The following is a 16,159-nucleotide window of genomic DNA, read 5'->3' on the forward strand; positions in this document are numbered from 1 at the left end:
CAGTAAAGATTAATGATCGAAATAAAAGTCCCGGCCCGAATCTGTTTTTACGGGGACCACCAAGATTATTTGGGACTGCCGGTAATAGCAGGAACCATTGACCGCTTCATCAATTTAAAGGCGATTCCGAATTCTGATAGGAAATACCTTTTGAAGTTGTTGGATTTAAAGGACGAATTGTCCATTTCTTTGGATGATGATTTGAAACAAGTACAAGCCGATGATTACTTCAGGTCGGTAATGGCAATTTTAAAAGAGCAAGGTTTCCAACTTGACCAAGGTTATGACATCGAAATTTCAGGAAACATTCCCGTGAATGCAGGGCTCTCCAGTTCTTCAGCCTTGGTGGTGGCCTGGATTCGTTTTTTGGTGGCAACACAGGGGAAATCGGAAGAAATCAGCGATTATCAAATAGGGAGATGGGCCTATGAGGCCGAAGTGCTGTTCTTTGACCAACCCGGAGGTTTAATGGATCAGTACACCATCGCTCAAAAAGGACTTATTTATATCGACACCCAAAGTGGGGAAAGCACACGTTTGAATGCTGATTTGGGCAAACTGTTGGTTGCTGAATCGGGCGTGCCCAAAAAGACCCTGGAAGTGCTCAAAAATGCCCGGGTGTACGCACAAAATGCGGTGGACGCCGTTAAAAAGGTGCATCCTGAATTTGTTTTGGAAGAATCATATTTGGGTGATTATGAAAAATACATCGACTTGGTGCCAGAGGAACTTCAGGGGTATTGGTATTCCACGATTTACAACTATCACATCACTTTGGAAGCAAAAAAGGAATTGTTAAAGCCGACCCCTAATATTCAGGTTCTGGGAGATTTAATGAACCGGCACCAAACCATTCTTCAAAATCAAATCAAGAATACACCATCGGAAATGATTGAGATGATGGATGCCGCCCGTGAGATGGGCGCATTGGGAACAAAAATAATCGGTTCTGGAGGTGGAGGATGTATGGTGGCCATGGTAACTGATGCTGTCGAGGAACAGGTAAAACAGGCGTTTTTGGACAAAGGCGCCAAAGCGGTGTATGCTGTAGAATTAACAAGTTAATGCAAATGGAGAATACGAGTTTGATCATTATGGTGGGAGGGGCGTCTTCCCGAATGAAGCGGAGTTTAAAAACTAAGGAGGGTCAAAAAGGAATCATGGACAATATCCCCCATAAAAGTTTGATTCCCGTAGGAAAAAATGGAAGGCCCTTCTTGTACTACTTGGTACAGAATGCCGTGGAAGCAGGTTACGCCAAACTGTATTTGATCACTAGTCCCGAGAACCAAGCATTCCAAAGTTTGATTGATAATGAAGGTCTTCCTGCTGGGTTGGAAGTGTTTTTGGCGATTCAAAATGTGCCCGAGGGTAGGGAAAAACCCTTGGGAACGGCCGATGCACTTCAGCAATGTTTAGATCAATATCCAGAGTTGAAACAGACCATTTTTACCGTTTGTAATGGGGATAACCTTTACTCTGTTGGCGCTTTGATGGATTTGAGGGCGAAGCGGACAGCACCACACGCCTTGATCAGTTACGGCAGCTCAGGTTTTGATTATACCGAGGAGCGTATTGCCAAATTTGCCGTAATGGACATTTCTTCTGATGGATTTTTGAAGGAAATCATCGAAAAACCAAATGTGGCGGATGTACCCAAATATAAAGATGCTTCAGGCGAACTTCGGGTAAGCATGAACATTTTTAGTTTTTCTGGAGCGGAAATATATCCTTATTTAAAAAAATGCCCCATTGATCCTGTTCGAGATGAAAAGGAATTGCCCAAAGCGGTTGCCGTTTTGGTAAGCGAAGAACCGCGGAGCGTACTTTGTATACCCCGCTCCGAGCACATTCCAGATTTAACGGATGCCAATGATATTCAATTATTTAAAAATTTAGAGTAACTTAAAGGCATGTAATCCCATCCTTGCATCGAGCAAAGTTTAATTTTTGGAAATGGAATCGTATGCAACGGCATTGTTATATGCTACACCATTTTTTATAGGCCTTGTGCTTATTGAAATACTTTATGGTCGATTTGTAAAAGACCAGAAACATAATCTTATGGATACCGTGAGCAGCCTTAGCTCGGGTTTGACCAATGTGGTGAAAGATTCTTTGGGACTTGTGATTATTCTGGTCAGTTATCCCTTTTTATTGGAACATTTGGCTTTGGTGGAAATCAAAGCGACCTGGTTGGTTTGGGTGGTGGCTTTTATTGCGTTGGATTTTGCAGGTTATTGGAACCATAGGTTGAGCCATCACATTAACTTTTTTTGGAACCAGCATGTAATTCATCATAGCAGTGAAGAGTTTAATTTGGCCTGTGCGCTTCGTCAACCTATTTCCAATTTGTTGGGGTATTATGCACTTTTATTGATTCCTGCTGCCCTCTTGGGTGTTCCCGACCAAGTGATTGCTATTTTGGCTCCTATCCATCTTTTTGCCCAATTTTGGTACCACACTCAGCATATTGGGAAGTTGGGTTTTTTGGAATATGTAATTGTTACTCCCTCGCAACACCGGGTGCACCATGCTATCAATAAAGAGTATATTGATAAAAACCTCGGACAGATTTTTTGTGTTTGGGACAGAATGTTCGGGACTTTTCAAGAGGAATTGGTTGAGGTGCCACCACAATATGGCGTGCTGAAACCTGCGAATACGTGGAATCCGATCATTATCAATTTTCAACATTTGTGGCGATTGATCCTGGATGCGTGGCGAACCAAAAACTTTTGGGATAAGTTACGAATCTGGTTTATGCCGACAGGATGGCGTCCATCTGATGTTAAGGAAAAATATCCTGTCACCATCATTGAGAATGTATATAATTTTAAAAAGTATAAACCTCAAGCGTCCTCCTACCTTAAAGGATATTCACTTTTTCAACTGGCCATTACCACTATTTTAATGCTTTTTATGTTCCACAACTATTCGGATATTGGTTTTGATGGTCTCTTGTTGTTCGGTGCTTTTATTTTTGTGGGTATTTATGGCTACACCACCTTAATGGATGGTAAAAATTATGCTGTTTGGATCGAAGTGATCAGAGGAGTAGGGGGATTGGTGTTGATTTACCTGACTAAGGACTGGTTCGGAATCAATGCGTACTTTTCCATGGGAAGCTATCTTGTAGCTTTTTATTTTTTGATCACCATTTTTGGAGGCATCTACTTTACCTACTTTGAGAAGTCGTTTATTGCTACGGATTTGGCTTCTTAGAGTGTTTTTAGCTCTTTCTCCACCAATTCCACATATTTTTCCATGGCCTCCTCCACACTAATTCTTTTGGCTTGGAACAATGCGTTTGCCTTAAAAGCGTTGATCAATGGGGTTCTACTGCCAGGATTGTCAAAGTTTTTGTTTGCTATTTTGAAATAGGCATAGAGTTTTAGTAGAAGGTCCGCGGGCAACGGATCGGTATAGTCGTTAACAAAGTTAACGGCATCGTTAAATCTTTTGTGTAGGTCTTCGTTAATCATCTAACGGTCTTATGGAGGCAATACAGGTGCGTGCCCCGACTACTTTTTGGTTCAATTTAACGGTAATGTCACAGTCCAGTGGCAATAAAAGGTCTACACGGGAGCCAAATTTGATGAAACCGGCATCGTCCCCTTGTGTTACTTGTTCGCCTTCTTCGGCATAGTTTACAATTCTACGTGCCATGGCACCGGCGATCTGCCTGTATCCTATTTCACCAAACTTTGGTGTGTGGAGTATTATGGTGGTACGTTCGTTTTCGGTACTGGACTTTGGGTGCCAGGCCACCAAATATTTTCCGGGGTGGTATTTGGAATAGGTCACCGTGCCACTGGCTGGGTACCGAGTCACATGCACATTGGTGGGCGACATAAATATGGATACCTGTTTTCTTTTTTCTTTAAAGTATTCGGGCTCATCAACTTCTTCGATAACAACGACCTTACCATCAACGGGGGCCAAGATTTCATCAAAATTGGGAGTGACCAGTCTCTTTGGGTTTCTAAAAAACTGCAGAATTGCAATCAAAAAAAACAATGCGGCTATTTGAACGGCAAAACGAATCCATTCCACATCAATATAATACTGTGCGACCAATACGGCAGCTACCACTAGAAAAAAAGTGGTGATAATAATTTTTTGCCCCTCTTTATGAAACATAGGAGAATATAGTTAAAATCAAATAAGCAAAAGGCGCAGCGAACACCAAGCTATCCAGTCGGTCCCAAATTCCGCCATGCCCGGGTAAAATAGCTCCGCTATCCTTTACTCCGGCCATTCGCTTGAATTTTGACTCCAATAAATCGCCCAAACTCCCTGCGACCACTATTAAACAGGCCATTGCCATCCACTCTGTTACAGAAAGCCTTGTTTCGTACCAGGATAAAAAGTAAGCGGCCACCAGTGCAAAAATAAGACCTCCTGCAGAACCTTCAATAGTTTTTTTGGGTGAAACTGCTGGAAATAATTTTGAACGGCCCAAAGTTCTTCCGACCAAATAGGCAAATGTGTCGTTTACCCATATTAAAATAAAGATCCCCATAATCAAAAATTGGGCAAACTCATCATGTTTATATGGTATCATGGTCAAAAAAATACATCCGCCCCCGATGTAAAAAAGGCCGATGATGAATTTTTGAAGGCTATTGAATTTTCTCGGTTTTTTCGAAAACAGGAACATTAAGAGCGCTAGGTCCACTGCTATGGTGCAAAGCATCAACATGTTTACTGCTGTGCTATCGTTGGTCAGGTAGATGAAAACCCACCAAAGTGCCAAATAGGCTGCAAACATATAATACCCCTTAATGCGGACTATACGCTTGTATTCATAAAGGCAGGCCAATCCAAATGCCATAAAAAGAAAGTCGAAAGCGTCCGAACTTAAAAATACCGCGCCTAGCAGAAGTACCACATAAATCACCCCTGTTATGGAGCGTCTTAAAATTTCTTTCATGTATTTAGAAATCTTCTAGGAGTAAAAGATATACATTTTTTGAGGCACTTCCGTAGGAAAGGAAGTCATCTTTGTTTTCCTCGGTAGCTTGAAAGTGCTTTAATGTGGTAATGTTATTGGGGATATTATTTTGATAACGTTCTTTAATTATTTTGAGTGCTTCGCTTATGGAATCCACCAATTGACTGGTAGTGGCGAACACCACCAAATTGGAAGGGAGTTCATTTAATTTTTTTTCCTTGATTTGATTGGAGCATACCAAAATGGAACCGTTGTGTGCCACAAGGTGTTCACAGGTGGTGAAAAAAATCTCGCTTTCGTTACGGTTGTTCGTAAAATCTATATTTTCTGAAGCAAAACGGGTTTCCAATCTTGGATCCATGCAATAGAAAAGATGGTTTTGCCAATCGTTCTCGGAAACAATGTTTTTGAGAGCTTCGGATATTTCTGCAAAGTCTTCACAGTAAATAAACTTTCCGCCATTTTTTTTAAAGTAGATGGTGAATTTCTCATCTACGGGAATTTTTAAATCGGGCATGTGGTCGCCACGGGTCTCCGCAGTTTCCTTGGAAACCTTTTTTCCTCCTCCGAAAAGTTTTTTAAAAACTCCCATTTATGGCATTGTGTTCTTTGCTACTGAATCAATATAATTCTTTTGATTAAACTTTATATATCAACGGTTTATTCTGCAGGTTCAAGTTTTTCTTCCTCTTTTTCAAAAGGTCTCCTACCAAATATTTTTTCCAGATCGTCTTTAAAAATAACTTCTTTGTCCAAAAGTCTTTCAGCAAGTTCGGTGAGCTTGTCCTTGTTGTCTGCCAACAATTTGATGGCCCTTTGATATTGCTCTTCGATCATTTTGGAAATTTCCTGATCAATCTTTTGAGCAGTCTGCTCACTATATGGTTTGGTAAATCCATATTCGTTCTGTCCAGATGAGTCATAATAGGTAATATTCCCCAATTGATCGTTTAGCCCATAAATAGTGACCATGGCGCGGGCTTGTTTGGTTACTTTTTCCAAATCGCTCAACGCACCTGTGGATATTTTATCGAACATTACCTTTTCTGCTGCCCTACCACCCATAGTGGCGCACATTTCGTCCAACATTTGCTCTGGACGTACAATTAAACGTTCTTCGGGTAAATACCATGCGGCTCCCAAGGATTGTCCGCGGGGAACAATGGTAACTTTCACCAACGGTGCAGCGTGTTCCAACATCCAGCTTACCGTTGCGTGTCCAGCTTCGTGGTATGCAATGGTTTTCTTTTCTTCAGGTGTAATGATTTTGTTTTTCTTTTCCAGACCTCCAACAATTCTATCCACAGCATCCAAGAAATCTTGTTTGGTCACTGCTTTTTTCTCTTTACGGGCTGCGATAAGGGCAGCTTCGTTGCAAACGTTGGCAATATCGGCTCCCGAGAAACCAGGGGTTTGTTTGGCTAAAAAGTCCAAATCCAAAGTTTCAGCGGTCTTAATGGGGCGAAGGTGTACTTCAAAAATTTCTTTTCTTTCGTTCAGGTCGGGCAGGTCAACATAAATTTGACGGTCAAAACGTCCTGCACGCATCAATGCCTTGTCCAGTACATCGGCACGGTTGGTGGCGGCAAGCACGATTACGTTGGTGTTGGTGCCAAAACCATCCATTTCGGTCAATAACTGGTTCAGGGTGTTTTCGCGCTCATCGTTGGAACCTGTAAAGTTGTTTTTTCCCCTTGCACGTCCAATGGCATCAATCTCATCAATAAAAATAATGGCTGGAGATTTGTCCTTTGCTTGTTTGAACAAATCGCGCACTCTTGATGCCCCAACGCCTACGAACATTTCAACAAAATCGGAACCTGATAGCGAGAAGAAAGGTACTTTGGCTTCACCTGCCACGGCTTTTGCCAATAATGTTTTACCGGTTCCGGGTGGACCTACCAATAAGGCACCCTTTGGTATTTTACCACCTAATGAAGTGTATTTGTCAGGATTTTTAAGGAATTCTACAATTTCCTGTACTTCTTCTTTGGCTCCTTCGAGACCTGCCACATCTTTAAAAGAGGTGCGGGTGTCTGTTTTTTCATCAAACAATTTGGCCTTGGATTTTCCAATGTTGAAAATTTGTCCGCCTGCGCCTCCACCTGCGCCTCCGGACATTCTGCGCATCAGGTAGATCCAAATACCGATAATAAGGGCAAATGGAAGCAGGGTCAAGAATATTTCGCCAATTACGTTGGATTCCGTATCAAACTCAACAATGGTGTCGAGATTGTTCTCTTTTTTGATTTCCGTGATTTCGTTTTGGAAGATCTGCAGATCTCCATAATCCAACACATATTGGGGTACCAATCCTGTTGAAGGGAACAAGGGCTTTTCGGCCACGCCTTTATGTACATCTTTGTTAAGTGCTTCCTCGGTAAGGAATACCTTGGCTTGACGTGTATTTGTAATGATGACGATTTTGGAAATATCACCATTGCGCAAAAATTCCTGTAATTCGGAGGTTGTGGTTTTTTCTGTGCTTGATAAACTGCTTCCACCAAAAAATTGGAAGCCAATGATCAAGGCGATTACCACACCATATATCCACCACGAGCTAAAACGTGGTTTTTTCGGAGTGTTATTGTTCGGGTTGTTTTCTTTTGCCATTTTTTCTTAAGAATTGTAACTGCTTTCCACCATAGTGACCTTGGCATCTCCCCAAAGTCCCTCAATGTCATAAAATTCCCTAATGTGTTTTTGAAATACATGTACCACAACGTTAACATAGTCCATCAGCACCCATTCCGCGTTTTCAGAGCCTTCAACATGCCATGGCTTGTCGTGTATGGCCTTGCTAACCTTTTTTTGGATGGATGAAACAATTGCGTTTACATGTGTGTTGGAAGTACCGTTACAGATGATAAAGTAGTCGCAAACTGTATTTTCGATTTCCCTAAGGTCCAGTAGATTTATATCAACTCCTTTAACGTCTTCTATTCCTTCTAGGATCAAGGCAATCAATTCATCTGCGCTAGCTTTCGTTTTCTGCATTCAAAAAGTTTAGTTTTTACAAAGTTATGTTTTTTTTGTTTTCTTAGCCCTAGTTTTTAACAAATCATAAAGGCTTATTACATTGGGAAAACAATTTCAAATACTCAAACTTAATGCCACGGACTCCACGAATTCATATTTAAAGGATTTGTTACGTTCGGAAAATCCTATGGATTACACTGTGGTTGTTGCGGAAAAGCAACTTAAGGGAAGGGGGCAAATGGGAACTTTTTGGCAATCTGACGGAGGTAAAAACCTCACTTTTAGCGTGTTAAAAAACTTTTATACGTTTAACGTGCAACACCAATTTGTTTTGAACATTGCAATTTCCTTGGCCGTTTGCGATACCCTGAACGAACTTTTTGTACCCAATGTTAAAGTAAAGTGGCCCAACGACATTATGTCAGGTTCCATAAAAATCTGCGGTATTTTGATCGAAAATGTCTTAAAAGGTGATAAGGTAGCCCATTCCATTATCGGAATTGGCCTGAATGTGAACCAAACGGATTTTTTGGGGTTGGAGAAAGCATCATCTTTAAAATCAATAATGGGACAAACTTTTGACCTAGACGAGCTGCTTCATAAAATTTTGCAACGTATCAGGTCTTATCTTCAGGGGATAGAAACAAAAACGGTCAATCAACTTTTGCCGGCCTACGAGAAATTACTTTTCAAAAAGGATAAACCATCAACTTTTACCAATGCAGATAATGAAATGTTTATGGGGTATATCCGCAGGGTGTCCCCTTCGGGCAAATTGGTGCTCGAATTGGAGGATAGGGTATTTAAAGAATTTGATTTGAAAGAGGTAAGCCTGCTTTACTGACCTATTTTGTCCAGATTGTTGGACAGGGTTCCCATAAAATTAGTAATCGGCGCCTTGATCATCATGGCCATCATGGCATTGAACTCCCCTTCAAAATTTAATGCCACCTCGCTTTCATTTTCTCCTAAAGACTCAATGTCCGCAGTTAATGTAAAAGGTAGTTTGTCGCTTGCCGCGCCCAGCACAACTTTGTCGTGTGGGTTTTGTTCCTTTAGCCTTAGTACAATCTCCGGCATGCCTTTTAACGCGAATTTGAATGTGTTTTCGTCCAACACTTCAAATTTGTCAATATTGTCGGGCATTAGCGTTTCAAAGTTTTTGATGTCCGTCAAGAACTCAAATACTTCTTTGTCGCTTTTCGCTACTTTCTTTTTTGAGGCTTCAATATGCATGGTAAAATATTATTTCCATTCTTGTGGATTGGATTTCCACTCCAATAATGTTTGTAGTTGTGTTTCTTGAATATAATTGGTGTCGGAGGCTTGCTCTATGAGGTTTTCGTAATCCGATAGGGTATGAAGTTCCACGCCTTCCTTTTCAAAATTTTCTGTGGATACCGGAAAACCGTAGGTAAAAATGGCAATCATTCCCTTAATATCCGCCTTTTGTTCCTTGAGGGCTTGTACGGCATTAAGACTACTGTTTCCAGTGCTTATCAAATCTTCGATGACCACAACGCTTTGGCCGGGTTCAAAATATCCTTCGATTTGATTTTGCCTACCGTGCTCTTTGGGTTTTGGCCTTACATAAACAAAAGGAAGTCCCAAAGCTTCTGCGACCAAAATACCGATCCCGATGGCTCCTGTGGCCACACCGGCTATAACATCGGGCTTGCCGTAGAGGGTCTCGACCTGTTTTGCTATTTCTTCCCTTACAAAATTCCGCACCTGGGGGTAAGAGAGCATAATCCTATTATCGCAATAAATAGGCGATTTCCAACCAGAAGCCCATGTAAAAGGATTTTCAGGTTCCAACTTAATTGCATTAATTTGTAATAACAGCTCAGCTGTTTTTTTTGCGATTTGTTTATCTAAAACCATTGCGCAAATGTATGAAGTTTTTGTTAATGAGGCCCCACTGATTTTAACAAACGAGCGCCCCCAGGATTCCAATGGTAATTTGTTCTCGTTGGATGGTGATTCTATTGTTGAGGCGATTCGACTTTTGTCCAAAAAGAAGTTGAAAAAGGCGTATCTGTACCACCCTGATGACAAAAAAATCCTGAAGCTTTTTATGCACAAGATTCCGGTAGTGGTTGCTGGTGGTGGATTTGTGATTAATAAAAAGGGCAAGGTTCTCTTTATTTACAGGAACGGAAAGTGGGATTTGCCCAAGGGAAAAGTGGACAAGGGAGAATCCATAGAAAATGCCGCGATCAGGGAGGTTGAGGAGGAAACCGGTGTTAAAAATCTAGTGATCGAAAGATTTCTTCATACAACGTTCCACATATTTAAAAGAAATGGGGAATACCGATTGAAACAGACGCATTGGTTTATTATGTCGACCGATTACACCGGAAAATTGGTGGCCGAAAAATCCGAAGGCATCAAAAAGGTGAAGTGGAAAGGCCCTAAAAAAACCAAAAAAGCATTAAAGAACTCTTATCATAACATAAAGGTATTGTTCGATGATTGGCCTTTTAATTAGATAACAAGCCTGCAGCTTCGCTGTTTTTCGCTATCCTGAATATAGGGTAGGTGAGGTAGGCTTCTTCAAAATGTTCGGAACGTTCAAAAATCCAATTCAATTGCGCGTACCAATTGTTGGAAAAATTAAGGTCTTTTTCTTTTTTCATTTCAAACTCCCGAAGCAGCAAAGAGTCTTTTTGCAACATTTTCAGGGCTACGTCTTCAAAAACATAAGGGGAGAACCCTTCTTTGCGTTGCAAAACGGTATCAAAGAAGTTCCAGTTAAAGAATGAGTCGGCCCCTTGTGGTTCCAGTGTCTCCAAAAGATACCTGATTCCTGATTGACGGGTGGGTATCAATAAATCTCCTTCCCTAAAATGAACTTTTTTAATGATTTTTTCCACCTGGGTGTCGTAATGCAAATAATGACCTTCGTAAGGTGCGTTTCTGGTGTTGAAATCCACTATTTTGTATACTTCTACGGAAAGGGTGGTATCTTTTGCTATGGATGAATATTGAATTTTGTTGGCATCCAACCGCTCTATGACCCTTTTCCAGCTCTTTTTCACAATATAGGCTTCTGGAACTTTAACTGTGTCCATTGGATAAAAGTAATCTTGGTACACCGTTTTTTTGGTTAACGGCTTATCTCGGTTGTACTTTAATCTTGGAAGTCCGGTTACTTCGCTAGTGATTTGCTCAGCTTCAAACCCTTTAAAATTGAGGGTGCTGGTCTTTGTGGTGTCCACTTGCCAGTTAAAATAATATTCGGCAAGATCCAGGTTTTCTTCCAAAGTTTCTTTTCGGAGGGATCTTATGTTCTCGTGTTCCACTTCTACTACATCAATCAGACTCTGCATTAGGGCATAAGTACCTTCAACACGTTGTTTGTATGGTTTTAGCATGTGGGTCTCGACCATTAATCCTAAGGTGCTCCATAGTGTGGTATATCCTGTAGAGTACCGGGGGTGGTCCATAAATTGGGTAAATCCCATTTCGGGAGGTACATTGAACACATTTACATAAGGGGTAATGTCCCATTCCTTTTCCGCTAAAGAATTTTCAAGACCGGGCATTAAAGTATTGTGAAGGTATTTGCCCATTTCACCGCCCAATTTATTATGTTGGGTAAAAAGGTGTGTCAAGGTGTATTGGTAATCTGCCCCATTGCTTACATGGTTATCTATAAAAACATCGGGTTTTACCCTATGGAATATTTGGGCAAAGGTCTTGGCGTTTTGGGTGTCCATTTTGATGAAATCCCGATTGAGGTCGTAATTACGGGCATTTCCCCGAAACCCATATTCCAAGGGCCCATTTTGATTGGCCCTGGTGGTGGAGTTGCGATTGAGCGAGCCACCTACATTATAGATGGGAATGGTGACCAATACCGTATTTTTGGGTGTAGGCAGTTTGCCGGTGGCCAAGTCCCTGTAAAGCATCATGGTGGCATCTATGCCATCGCTTTCGCCCGGGTGTATTCCATTGTTTATTAGGATGATGGATTTTTCCTTGCGGATATTTTCGTAATTAAAATCTCCATCTGGATTAAATGTTACTGTGTGCAGTGGGTAACCGCTGTCCGTTTTGCCTATGGTGTGAATGTTTATCTCGGGAAATTCACGGGCAAGGGCAATGTAATAGTCAATGGTTTGTTTATAAGTGGCCGTTTCTTTTCCATCAGATGATTCAAAATGAGTAGGATACGAGGATTTCTCATCCTGCGTTTTGGATTCGCAGGAAATCAAAAGAAAAAGAGCCGTTAAAAAAAATATATGCTTCAAAATATTACGGGAACTTTGATTCGCACAAAAACCTGTGTTTGGCAGCTCCAAAAATACATAATATTATAATTTAAGAAGCCACATTGATACAGCCAAGGTCTTCTGGCTCTATTTTAAAAATGGGTTTGTTCTTAAAGTTTAGGATATGTGGACATTTGTCTTTGAAACTGTTCCATTTTTTGTGATCTGCTGGATCTATGGAAGATGTGATCATGTTGATTACGACATGATCATCAATATTTAGATCGATCAATTCATCAAGAAACCCCCAGCCATCCATAATGGGCATATTGATGTCGAGAAAAATGACATCTGGAATATTTTCTCCTTTCTCTTGTCTTTCCTTTATGGCCTCATAGGCTTCGTGCCCGTTTTGAAATATTTGAACATCATCACAATGAGTAACCGACCGCAACATTTTTTTAATACCAAATACGGTAATGGGATCATCGTCCACAATAAAAATACAACTAACTTTCTTCATTAAAATAAACATTGAACGTAGTGCCCTTGTCAACTTCACTTTGCACTGTTATACTTCCGCCCATGGCCTCAATTTGGTTCCTTACAAGGTATAGGCCAAAGCCTTTGGCATCTTTTCTGTTGTGGAATGTTTTGTACATTCCAAAAATTTTGTCGCCGTATTTGTCTAAATTTATTCCCAATCCGTTGTCGGAAACACTCAAGATTATCCCTTCGTTGGACTTTACGGCATTTATGGTAATCAAAGGTTCTCTATTGGGGCTTTTATATTTGATTGCGTTGGATACAAGGTTCAATATAATGCTGTCCAAATAGGCGGGTACACAGTTCACCTCAATGTTCTCCGATATATTGTTTATGACTTGGGACTTGTTTTCCTCCAAAAGGGCTGAAAGATTTTCCAGTACCTTTAGAACATTGTTTTTTAGATTGAGCGGTGTTTTTGTTTCCGATGTTTTGGTATTGATGTCCACCACTTGGTTCAAGTTTTCCAAGGTTTCCAACAAGTTGTCCGATGCCTGAGAAAGCATTTTTAAAATACGTTTACGTTCTTCAGGATCCTTTTCCGAGTTTAAAAAGCCCAGAAGCATGGAGAAATTAGCGGAGTGCGACCTCAAATTATGGGAAACAATATGTGCAAAACTGATAAGCTTTTGGTTTTGCATAGAGGTGATATTTATTAAATTCCGCAACTGTTCCTCTTTCTTTTTTATGTTGGTAATGTCCAAACTCATTCCAATGAGTCCGCAAACCTTACCATCTAGGTCAAAATAAGGAATTTTGGATGTAAGAAAGTAAATGGTTTTTCCGTGTACCGTGCTTGTGGTCTCTTTTCCTATTATTGGAGTTAAGTGCTTCATCACCTGAAGATCTTCTTCCCTAAAAATTTTGGCCGTTTCTTCGCTGTATAGGTCAAAATCGGTTTTGCCAATAACTTGTTCTGGTTTTTTATTGAGAAACTTGCACTCCCCCTTGTTTACCAAAACTTTTCTGGATTCCAAATCTTTTACATATACATTCAATGGAAGGCTATCTACCAATGTGGAGAGCAATTGTTGGTGTTCCTTTACTGTGGTCTCGGCCGTTACCTGATCATGTATGTCCTTTATGGTGCCAAAAACCTTAACTGTTTTTCCGTTTTCTATAATTGGTTTTCCTGTTATACGGACCCATCTTTCTTCACCATGGAATGTAACAATCATTAACTTGACATCATAAGATTGATGCCTTAGGACAATTTTATGGAAAAGCATGGATGCTTTATTCTGGCTATACCCTGGCTTATAAAAGTTTATGGCCTCTATTACGGTTGGCTCGAAGCACTCAGGAACTTGGTGGATTCGTTTTGTTTCCTTGCACCAAGTAAGTTTCTCTTCTTCAATTTCATACTCCCACCAACCGGTTTTGGATACTTCTACCTTTGTTTCCAGAATATTGTTCAACCAATCTATCTGTTGTTCTTTTTCAACTTCGGAGGTAATATCGTCAGTTTGGACAATGGTCCCTATCACATTCTCCTTTTCATCGAACCATGGGACAAAATAGCTTTTCAAATGGCGGGTGCCCTTGCTGTTTTTTATTTTATGTTTAATGGAAAAGGGGGTGTGCTCCTTGAGCTTTTTCTCAAGGTCCAAAATCTCTGGATATAATGGAAAAATTTTTGTTTGGTGGTTCTTGTCTTGTAAGGATTGACCAAAAATTTCGAGCCACGAACAGGAGGCATCCTGTACGATGCCTTTCTTGCAAAGTAGAGCGGTTGCCTTTGGCAACTGTTTTAGTAAATAAAATTGGTCAACTCTTTCAACTGCTTTCAAAACTCGGGGGATGTTTAAAGACGTTCTACCGCTAAGAAATTTCTGACCAAATGTATAATTATTGAATTGTCAGATAGATTTATTGTTGTGAAAGCATGGATAAATGTTGTATTCGATGGGTTAGTTATGGTTTGAAAATTTCACAAAAGAAAGAATTTACCTACAGGCAATTATTGAAAAAGGAAATGATTTTTATTTTTTGACCACAACTGTGTCAGGTACTAAGCCAGTATGGTCGCCGCCATTTCTAATAACATCGCGAACTATGGAAGAACTGATATAAGATTTGCCAGAAGATGTCAATAAAAAAACCGTTTCGATTTCCGACAGTTTACGGTTGGTGTGGGCAATGGCTTTTTCAAACTCAAAATCTGCTGGATTGCGCAATCCTCTCAATATAAAATTGGCCTCTATTTTTTTGCAAAAATCTACCGTCATTCCCTTGTAAGTGGTCACTTTAATTTTTGGTTCGTCTTTAAATGCCTCTTCAATAAATTTAACACGTTCTTCCAGCGAAAACATATATGTTTTATCCGCATTGATCCCAATGGCAATCACCAATTCATCGAACAGGGTGACTCCTCTTTTTATAATGTCGTAATGTCCTAAAGTAAGTGGGTCAAAAGAACCGGGAAACAATGCGCGTCTCATGTTGTGGAATAAAGTTTTTTAAAAATACGGTTTCTATCGCAAAGCTTCAACAATAGCGCTATCAAAAAGTGCCTCCAGGGAAATTCCTGCAGTATTGGCCTGCTGTGGCAGAAGGCTTTCCTCGGTAAGTCCCGGGGTTGTGTTTATTTCAAGCAGATGTGGTACATCACCAATAAAAATAAACTCACTACGGGTGTAGCCTTTCAATCCTAGAGTTTTGTATATAAACTCTGCCATGTGCCTTACCTTGGATTCTTGCTTTTCAGATATTCTTGCCGGCGTTATCTCTTGTGATTTCCCCATATATTTGGCCTCAAAATCAAAAAAATCGTTCTCCGAGATGATTTCGGTCGCAGGGAGTACAGTTACTTTATTCTGATAGGTAATCACACCGACCGATACTTCGGTGCCGTCCAAAAAAGATTCGATAATGATTTGGGTATCTTCCTTAAAAGCATCATCAATGGCATTTGCCAAATCCTCTTTTTTGTGCACTTTGGATACACCGTAGCTGCTGCCCGCCCTGTTGGCCTTTACAAAACACGGAAGCCCTACCTGTTTTACAATGGCATCCTCGTCCACCGATTGCCCTTTGTTCAAATAATAAGAAGTGGCACAAGGCACGCCATAAGGTTTAAGGGTGCTCAACAAATCCCGTTTGTTAAAAGTGAGTGCTGCTTCGTAATGGTTACAGGCGGTTTGTGGAATGCCCAAAAGTTCAAAGTAAGCTTGCATTAGGCCATCTTCACCGGGGGTTCCATGGATTGCGTTGAAAACACAATCAAAATTAATCTTGTCCCTGTTGACCTTGATACTAAAATCAGATTTATCGACCAGCGTCTCATTATCGGATGCATCCAAATAAAACCATTTCTCTTTGGTGATCACGATTCGGTACGCATTGTACTTTTTTTTATCCAGATATTTGTACACCACATTTCCACTTTTAATGGAAATATGGTACTCACTGGAATAGCCGCCCATAATTATTGCAATGTTCTTTTTCATTGACTTGTAAA

At 40.5% G+C, this 16,159-nt stretch carries 18 protein-coding genes; 5 read left to right on the forward strand and 13 right to left on the reverse strand.

What is annotated here, in order from left to right:
- The first annotated feature begins 12 nt into the window (after window positions 1-12).
- From AC13CS_RS03955 to AC13CS_RS03965, 3 genes are read left to right on the forward strand one after another with little or no spacing between them, the layout of a single operon-like run.
- Window positions 13-1,065 (forward strand): GHMP family kinase ATP-binding protein, encoded by a 1,053-nt coding sequence (locus AC13CS_RS03955; protein ID WP_163625109.1) that lies wholly within the window; start codon window positions 13-15, stop codon window positions 1,063-1,065.
- Window positions 1,066-1,070: 5 nt separating this feature from the next.
- Entirely contained in the window at window positions 1,071-1,904 is an 834-nt protein-coding gene (locus AC13CS_RS03960) for a sugar phosphate nucleotidyltransferase (protein WP_482888455.1), read from the forward strand.
- Window positions 1,905-1,956: 52 nt separating this feature from the next.
- On the forward strand, window positions 1,957-3,225 hold the full coding sequence (locus AC13CS_RS03965) for a sterol desaturase family protein (RefSeq protein ID WP_482888456.1): 1,269 nt from the start codon (window positions 1,957-1,959) through the stop codon (window positions 3,223-3,225).
- On the opposite strand, the gene AC13CS_RS03970 is transcribed toward AC13CS_RS03965, so the two are convergent.
- From AC13CS_RS03970 to rsfS, 6 genes are all read right to left on the reverse strand, one after another.
- On the reverse strand, window positions 3,222-3,485 hold the full coding sequence (locus AC13CS_RS03970; protein WP_482888458.1) for an acyl-CoA-binding protein: 264 nt from the start codon (window positions 3,483-3,485) through the stop codon (window positions 3,222-3,224). The two genes, AC13CS_RS03965 and AC13CS_RS03970, sit on opposite strands and share 4 nt — an antisense overlap.
- Window positions 3,478-4,143, reverse strand: a complete 666-nt coding sequence (locus AC13CS_RS03975) for a phosphatidylserine decarboxylase family protein (protein ID WP_482888459.1) — start codon at window positions 4,141-4,143, stop codon at window positions 3,478-3,480. Before AC13CS_RS03975 ends, AC13CS_RS03970 begins: the two co-directional genes overlap by 8 nt.
- Window positions 4,133-4,936 (reverse strand): phosphatidate cytidylyltransferase, encoded by an 804-nt coding sequence (locus AC13CS_RS03980; RefSeq protein WP_482888460.1) that lies wholly within the window; start codon window positions 4,934-4,936, stop codon window positions 4,133-4,135. Before AC13CS_RS03980 ends, AC13CS_RS03975 begins: the two co-directional genes overlap by 11 nt.
- Before the next feature lie 4 nt (window positions 4,937-4,940).
- A complete protein-coding gene (locus AC13CS_RS03985) occupies window positions 4,941-5,549 on the reverse strand; it encodes an LUD domain-containing protein (RefSeq protein ID WP_482888461.1) in 609 nt (202 codons plus the stop codon).
- A gap of 68 nt (window positions 5,550-5,617) precedes the next feature.
- A complete protein-coding gene (gene ftsH, locus AC13CS_RS03990; protein WP_293168686.1) occupies window positions 5,618-7,570 on the reverse strand; it encodes an ATP-dependent zinc metalloprotease FtsH in 1,953 nt (650 codons plus the stop codon).
- 6 nt (window positions 7,571-7,576) lie between these two features.
- Complete coding sequence (gene rsfS, locus AC13CS_RS03995; protein ID WP_100817468.1) at window positions 7,577-7,954, reverse strand: ribosome silencing factor; 378 nt, start codon at window positions 7,952-7,954, stop codon at window positions 7,577-7,579.
- Window positions 7,955-8,123: 169 nt separating this feature from the next.
- On the opposite strand from rsfS, the gene AC13CS_RS04000 reads away from it, so the two are divergent.
- A complete protein-coding gene (locus AC13CS_RS04000) occupies window positions 8,124-8,780 on the forward strand; it encodes a biotin--[acetyl-CoA-carboxylase] ligase (protein WP_482888462.1) in 657 nt (218 codons plus the stop codon).
- Here AC13CS_RS04000 and AC13CS_RS04005 read toward each other — a convergent pair.
- Window positions 8,774-9,172: an SRPBCC family protein gene (locus AC13CS_RS04005; protein ID WP_293168680.1), complete on the reverse strand. Its 399-nt coding sequence runs from the start codon at window positions 9,170-9,172 to the stop codon at window positions 8,774-8,776. The two genes, AC13CS_RS04000 and AC13CS_RS04005, sit on opposite strands and share 7 nt — an antisense overlap.
- Before the next feature lie 9 nt (window positions 9,173-9,181).
- Entirely contained in the window at window positions 9,182-9,820 is a 639-nt protein-coding gene (pyrE, locus tag AC13CS_RS04010) for an orotate phosphoribosyltransferase (protein WP_293168678.1), read from the reverse strand.
- Window positions 9,821-9,827: 7 nt separating this feature from the next.
- Here pyrE and AC13CS_RS04015 point away from each other — a divergent pair, with 7 nt between their 5' ends.
- Complete coding sequence (locus AC13CS_RS04015) at window positions 9,828-10,427, forward strand: NUDIX hydrolase (protein ID WP_482876294.1); 600 nt, start codon at window positions 9,828-9,830, stop codon at window positions 10,425-10,427.
- Here AC13CS_RS04015 and AC13CS_RS04020 read toward each other — a convergent pair.
- The 5 genes from AC13CS_RS04020 to AC13CS_RS04040 all read right to left on the reverse strand — a co-directional run bounded on the left by AC13CS_RS04020 (window position 10,420) and on the right by AC13CS_RS04040 (window position 16,148).
- The gene (locus AC13CS_RS04020; RefSeq protein WP_482888463.1) at window positions 10,420-12,192 is read right to left on the reverse strand and encodes a M14 family metallopeptidase; all 1,773 of its coding nucleotides are present in this window, start codon (window positions 12,190-12,192) and stop codon (window positions 10,420-10,422) included. The genes AC13CS_RS04015 and AC13CS_RS04020 overlap by 8 nt on opposite strands.
- A gap of 70 nt (window positions 12,193-12,262) precedes the next feature.
- Window positions 12,263-12,676 (reverse strand): response regulator, encoded by a 414-nt coding sequence (locus AC13CS_RS04025; RefSeq protein WP_482888464.1) that lies wholly within the window; start codon window positions 12,674-12,676, stop codon window positions 12,263-12,265.
- Window positions 12,663-14,489: a PAS domain-containing protein gene (locus AC13CS_RS04030; RefSeq protein WP_482888465.1), complete on the reverse strand. Its 1,827-nt coding sequence runs from the start codon at window positions 14,487-14,489 to the stop codon at window positions 12,663-12,665. The genes AC13CS_RS04025 and AC13CS_RS04030 overlap by 14 nt, the downstream gene beginning before the upstream one ends.
- A 192-nt stretch (window positions 14,490-14,681) precedes the next feature.
- Window positions 14,682-15,140 (reverse strand): pantetheine-phosphate adenylyltransferase, encoded by a 459-nt coding sequence (coaD, locus tag AC13CS_RS04035; protein ID WP_326278821.1) that lies wholly within the window; start codon window positions 15,138-15,140, stop codon window positions 14,682-14,684.
- A gap of 33 nt (window positions 15,141-15,173) precedes the next feature.
- Window positions 15,174-16,148: a D-alanine--D-alanine ligase gene (locus AC13CS_RS04040; RefSeq protein ID WP_482888466.1), complete on the reverse strand. Its 975-nt coding sequence runs from the start codon at window positions 16,146-16,148 to the stop codon at window positions 15,174-15,176.
- Window positions 16,149-16,159: the final 11 nt, after the last annotated feature.

Source organism: Flagellimonas sp. B-3 (assembly GCF_056857835.1).

What these genes read in the sequence shown, in the direction of transcription:
- AC13CS_RS03955 (WP_163625109.1), top strand. Translation starts at nt 13, where the DNA reads ATGATCGAAATAAAAGTCCCGGCCCGAATCTGTTTTTACGGGGACCAC.
- AC13CS_RS03960 (WP_482888455.1), top strand. Translation starts at nt 1,071, where the DNA reads ATGGAGAATACGAGTTTGATCATTATGGTGGGAGGGGCGTCTTCCCGA.
- AC13CS_RS03965 (WP_482888456.1), top strand. Translation starts at nt 1,957, where the DNA reads ATGGAATCGTATGCAACGGCATTGTTATATGCTACACCATTTTTTATA.
- AC13CS_RS03970 (WP_482888458.1), bottom strand. Translation starts at nt 3,485, where the DNA reads ATGATTAACGAAGACCTACACAAAAGATTTAACGATGCCGTTAACTTT.
- AC13CS_RS03975 (WP_482888459.1), bottom strand. Translation starts at nt 4,143, where the DNA reads ATGTTTCATAAAGAGGGGCAAAAAATTATTATCACCACTTTTTTTCTA.
- AC13CS_RS03980 (WP_482888460.1), bottom strand. Translation starts at nt 4,936, where the DNA reads ATGAAAGAAATTTTAAGACGCTCCATAACAGGGGTGATTTATGTGGTA.
- AC13CS_RS03985 (WP_482888461.1), bottom strand. Translation starts at nt 5,549, where the DNA reads ATGGGAGTTTTTAAAAAACTTTTCGGAGGAGGAAAAAAGGTTTCCAAG.
- ftsH (WP_293168686.1), bottom strand. Translation starts at nt 7,570, where the DNA reads ATGGCAAAAGAAAACAACCCGAACAATAACACTCCGAAAAAACCACGT.
- rsfS (WP_100817468.1), bottom strand. Translation starts at nt 7,954, where the DNA reads ATGCAGAAAACGAAAGCTAGCGCAGATGAATTGATTGCCTTGATCCTA.
- AC13CS_RS04000 (WP_482888462.1), top strand. Translation starts at nt 8,124, where the DNA reads ATGGATTACACTGTGGTTGTTGCGGAAAAGCAACTTAAGGGAAGGGGG.
- AC13CS_RS04005 (WP_293168680.1), bottom strand. Translation starts at nt 9,172, where the DNA reads ATGCATATTGAAGCCTCAAAAAAGAAAGTAGCGAAAAGCGACAAAGAA.
- pyrE (WP_293168678.1), bottom strand. Translation starts at nt 9,820, where the DNA reads ATGGTTTTAGATAAACAAATCGCAAAAAAAACAGCTGAGCTGTTATTA.
- AC13CS_RS04015 (WP_482876294.1), top strand. Translation starts at nt 9,828, where the DNA reads ATGTATGAAGTTTTTGTTAATGAGGCCCCACTGATTTTAACAAACGAG.
- AC13CS_RS04025 (WP_482888464.1), bottom strand. Translation starts at nt 12,676, where the DNA reads ATGAAGAAAGTTAGTTGTATTTTTATTGTGGACGATGATCCCATTACC.
- coaD (WP_326278821.1), bottom strand. Translation starts at nt 15,140, where the DNA reads ATGAGACGCGCATTGTTTCCCGGTTCTTTTGACCCACTTACTTTAGGA.
- AC13CS_RS04040 (WP_482888466.1), bottom strand. Translation starts at nt 16,148, where the DNA reads ATGAAAAAGAACATTGCAATAATTATGGGCGGCTATTCCAGTGAGTAC.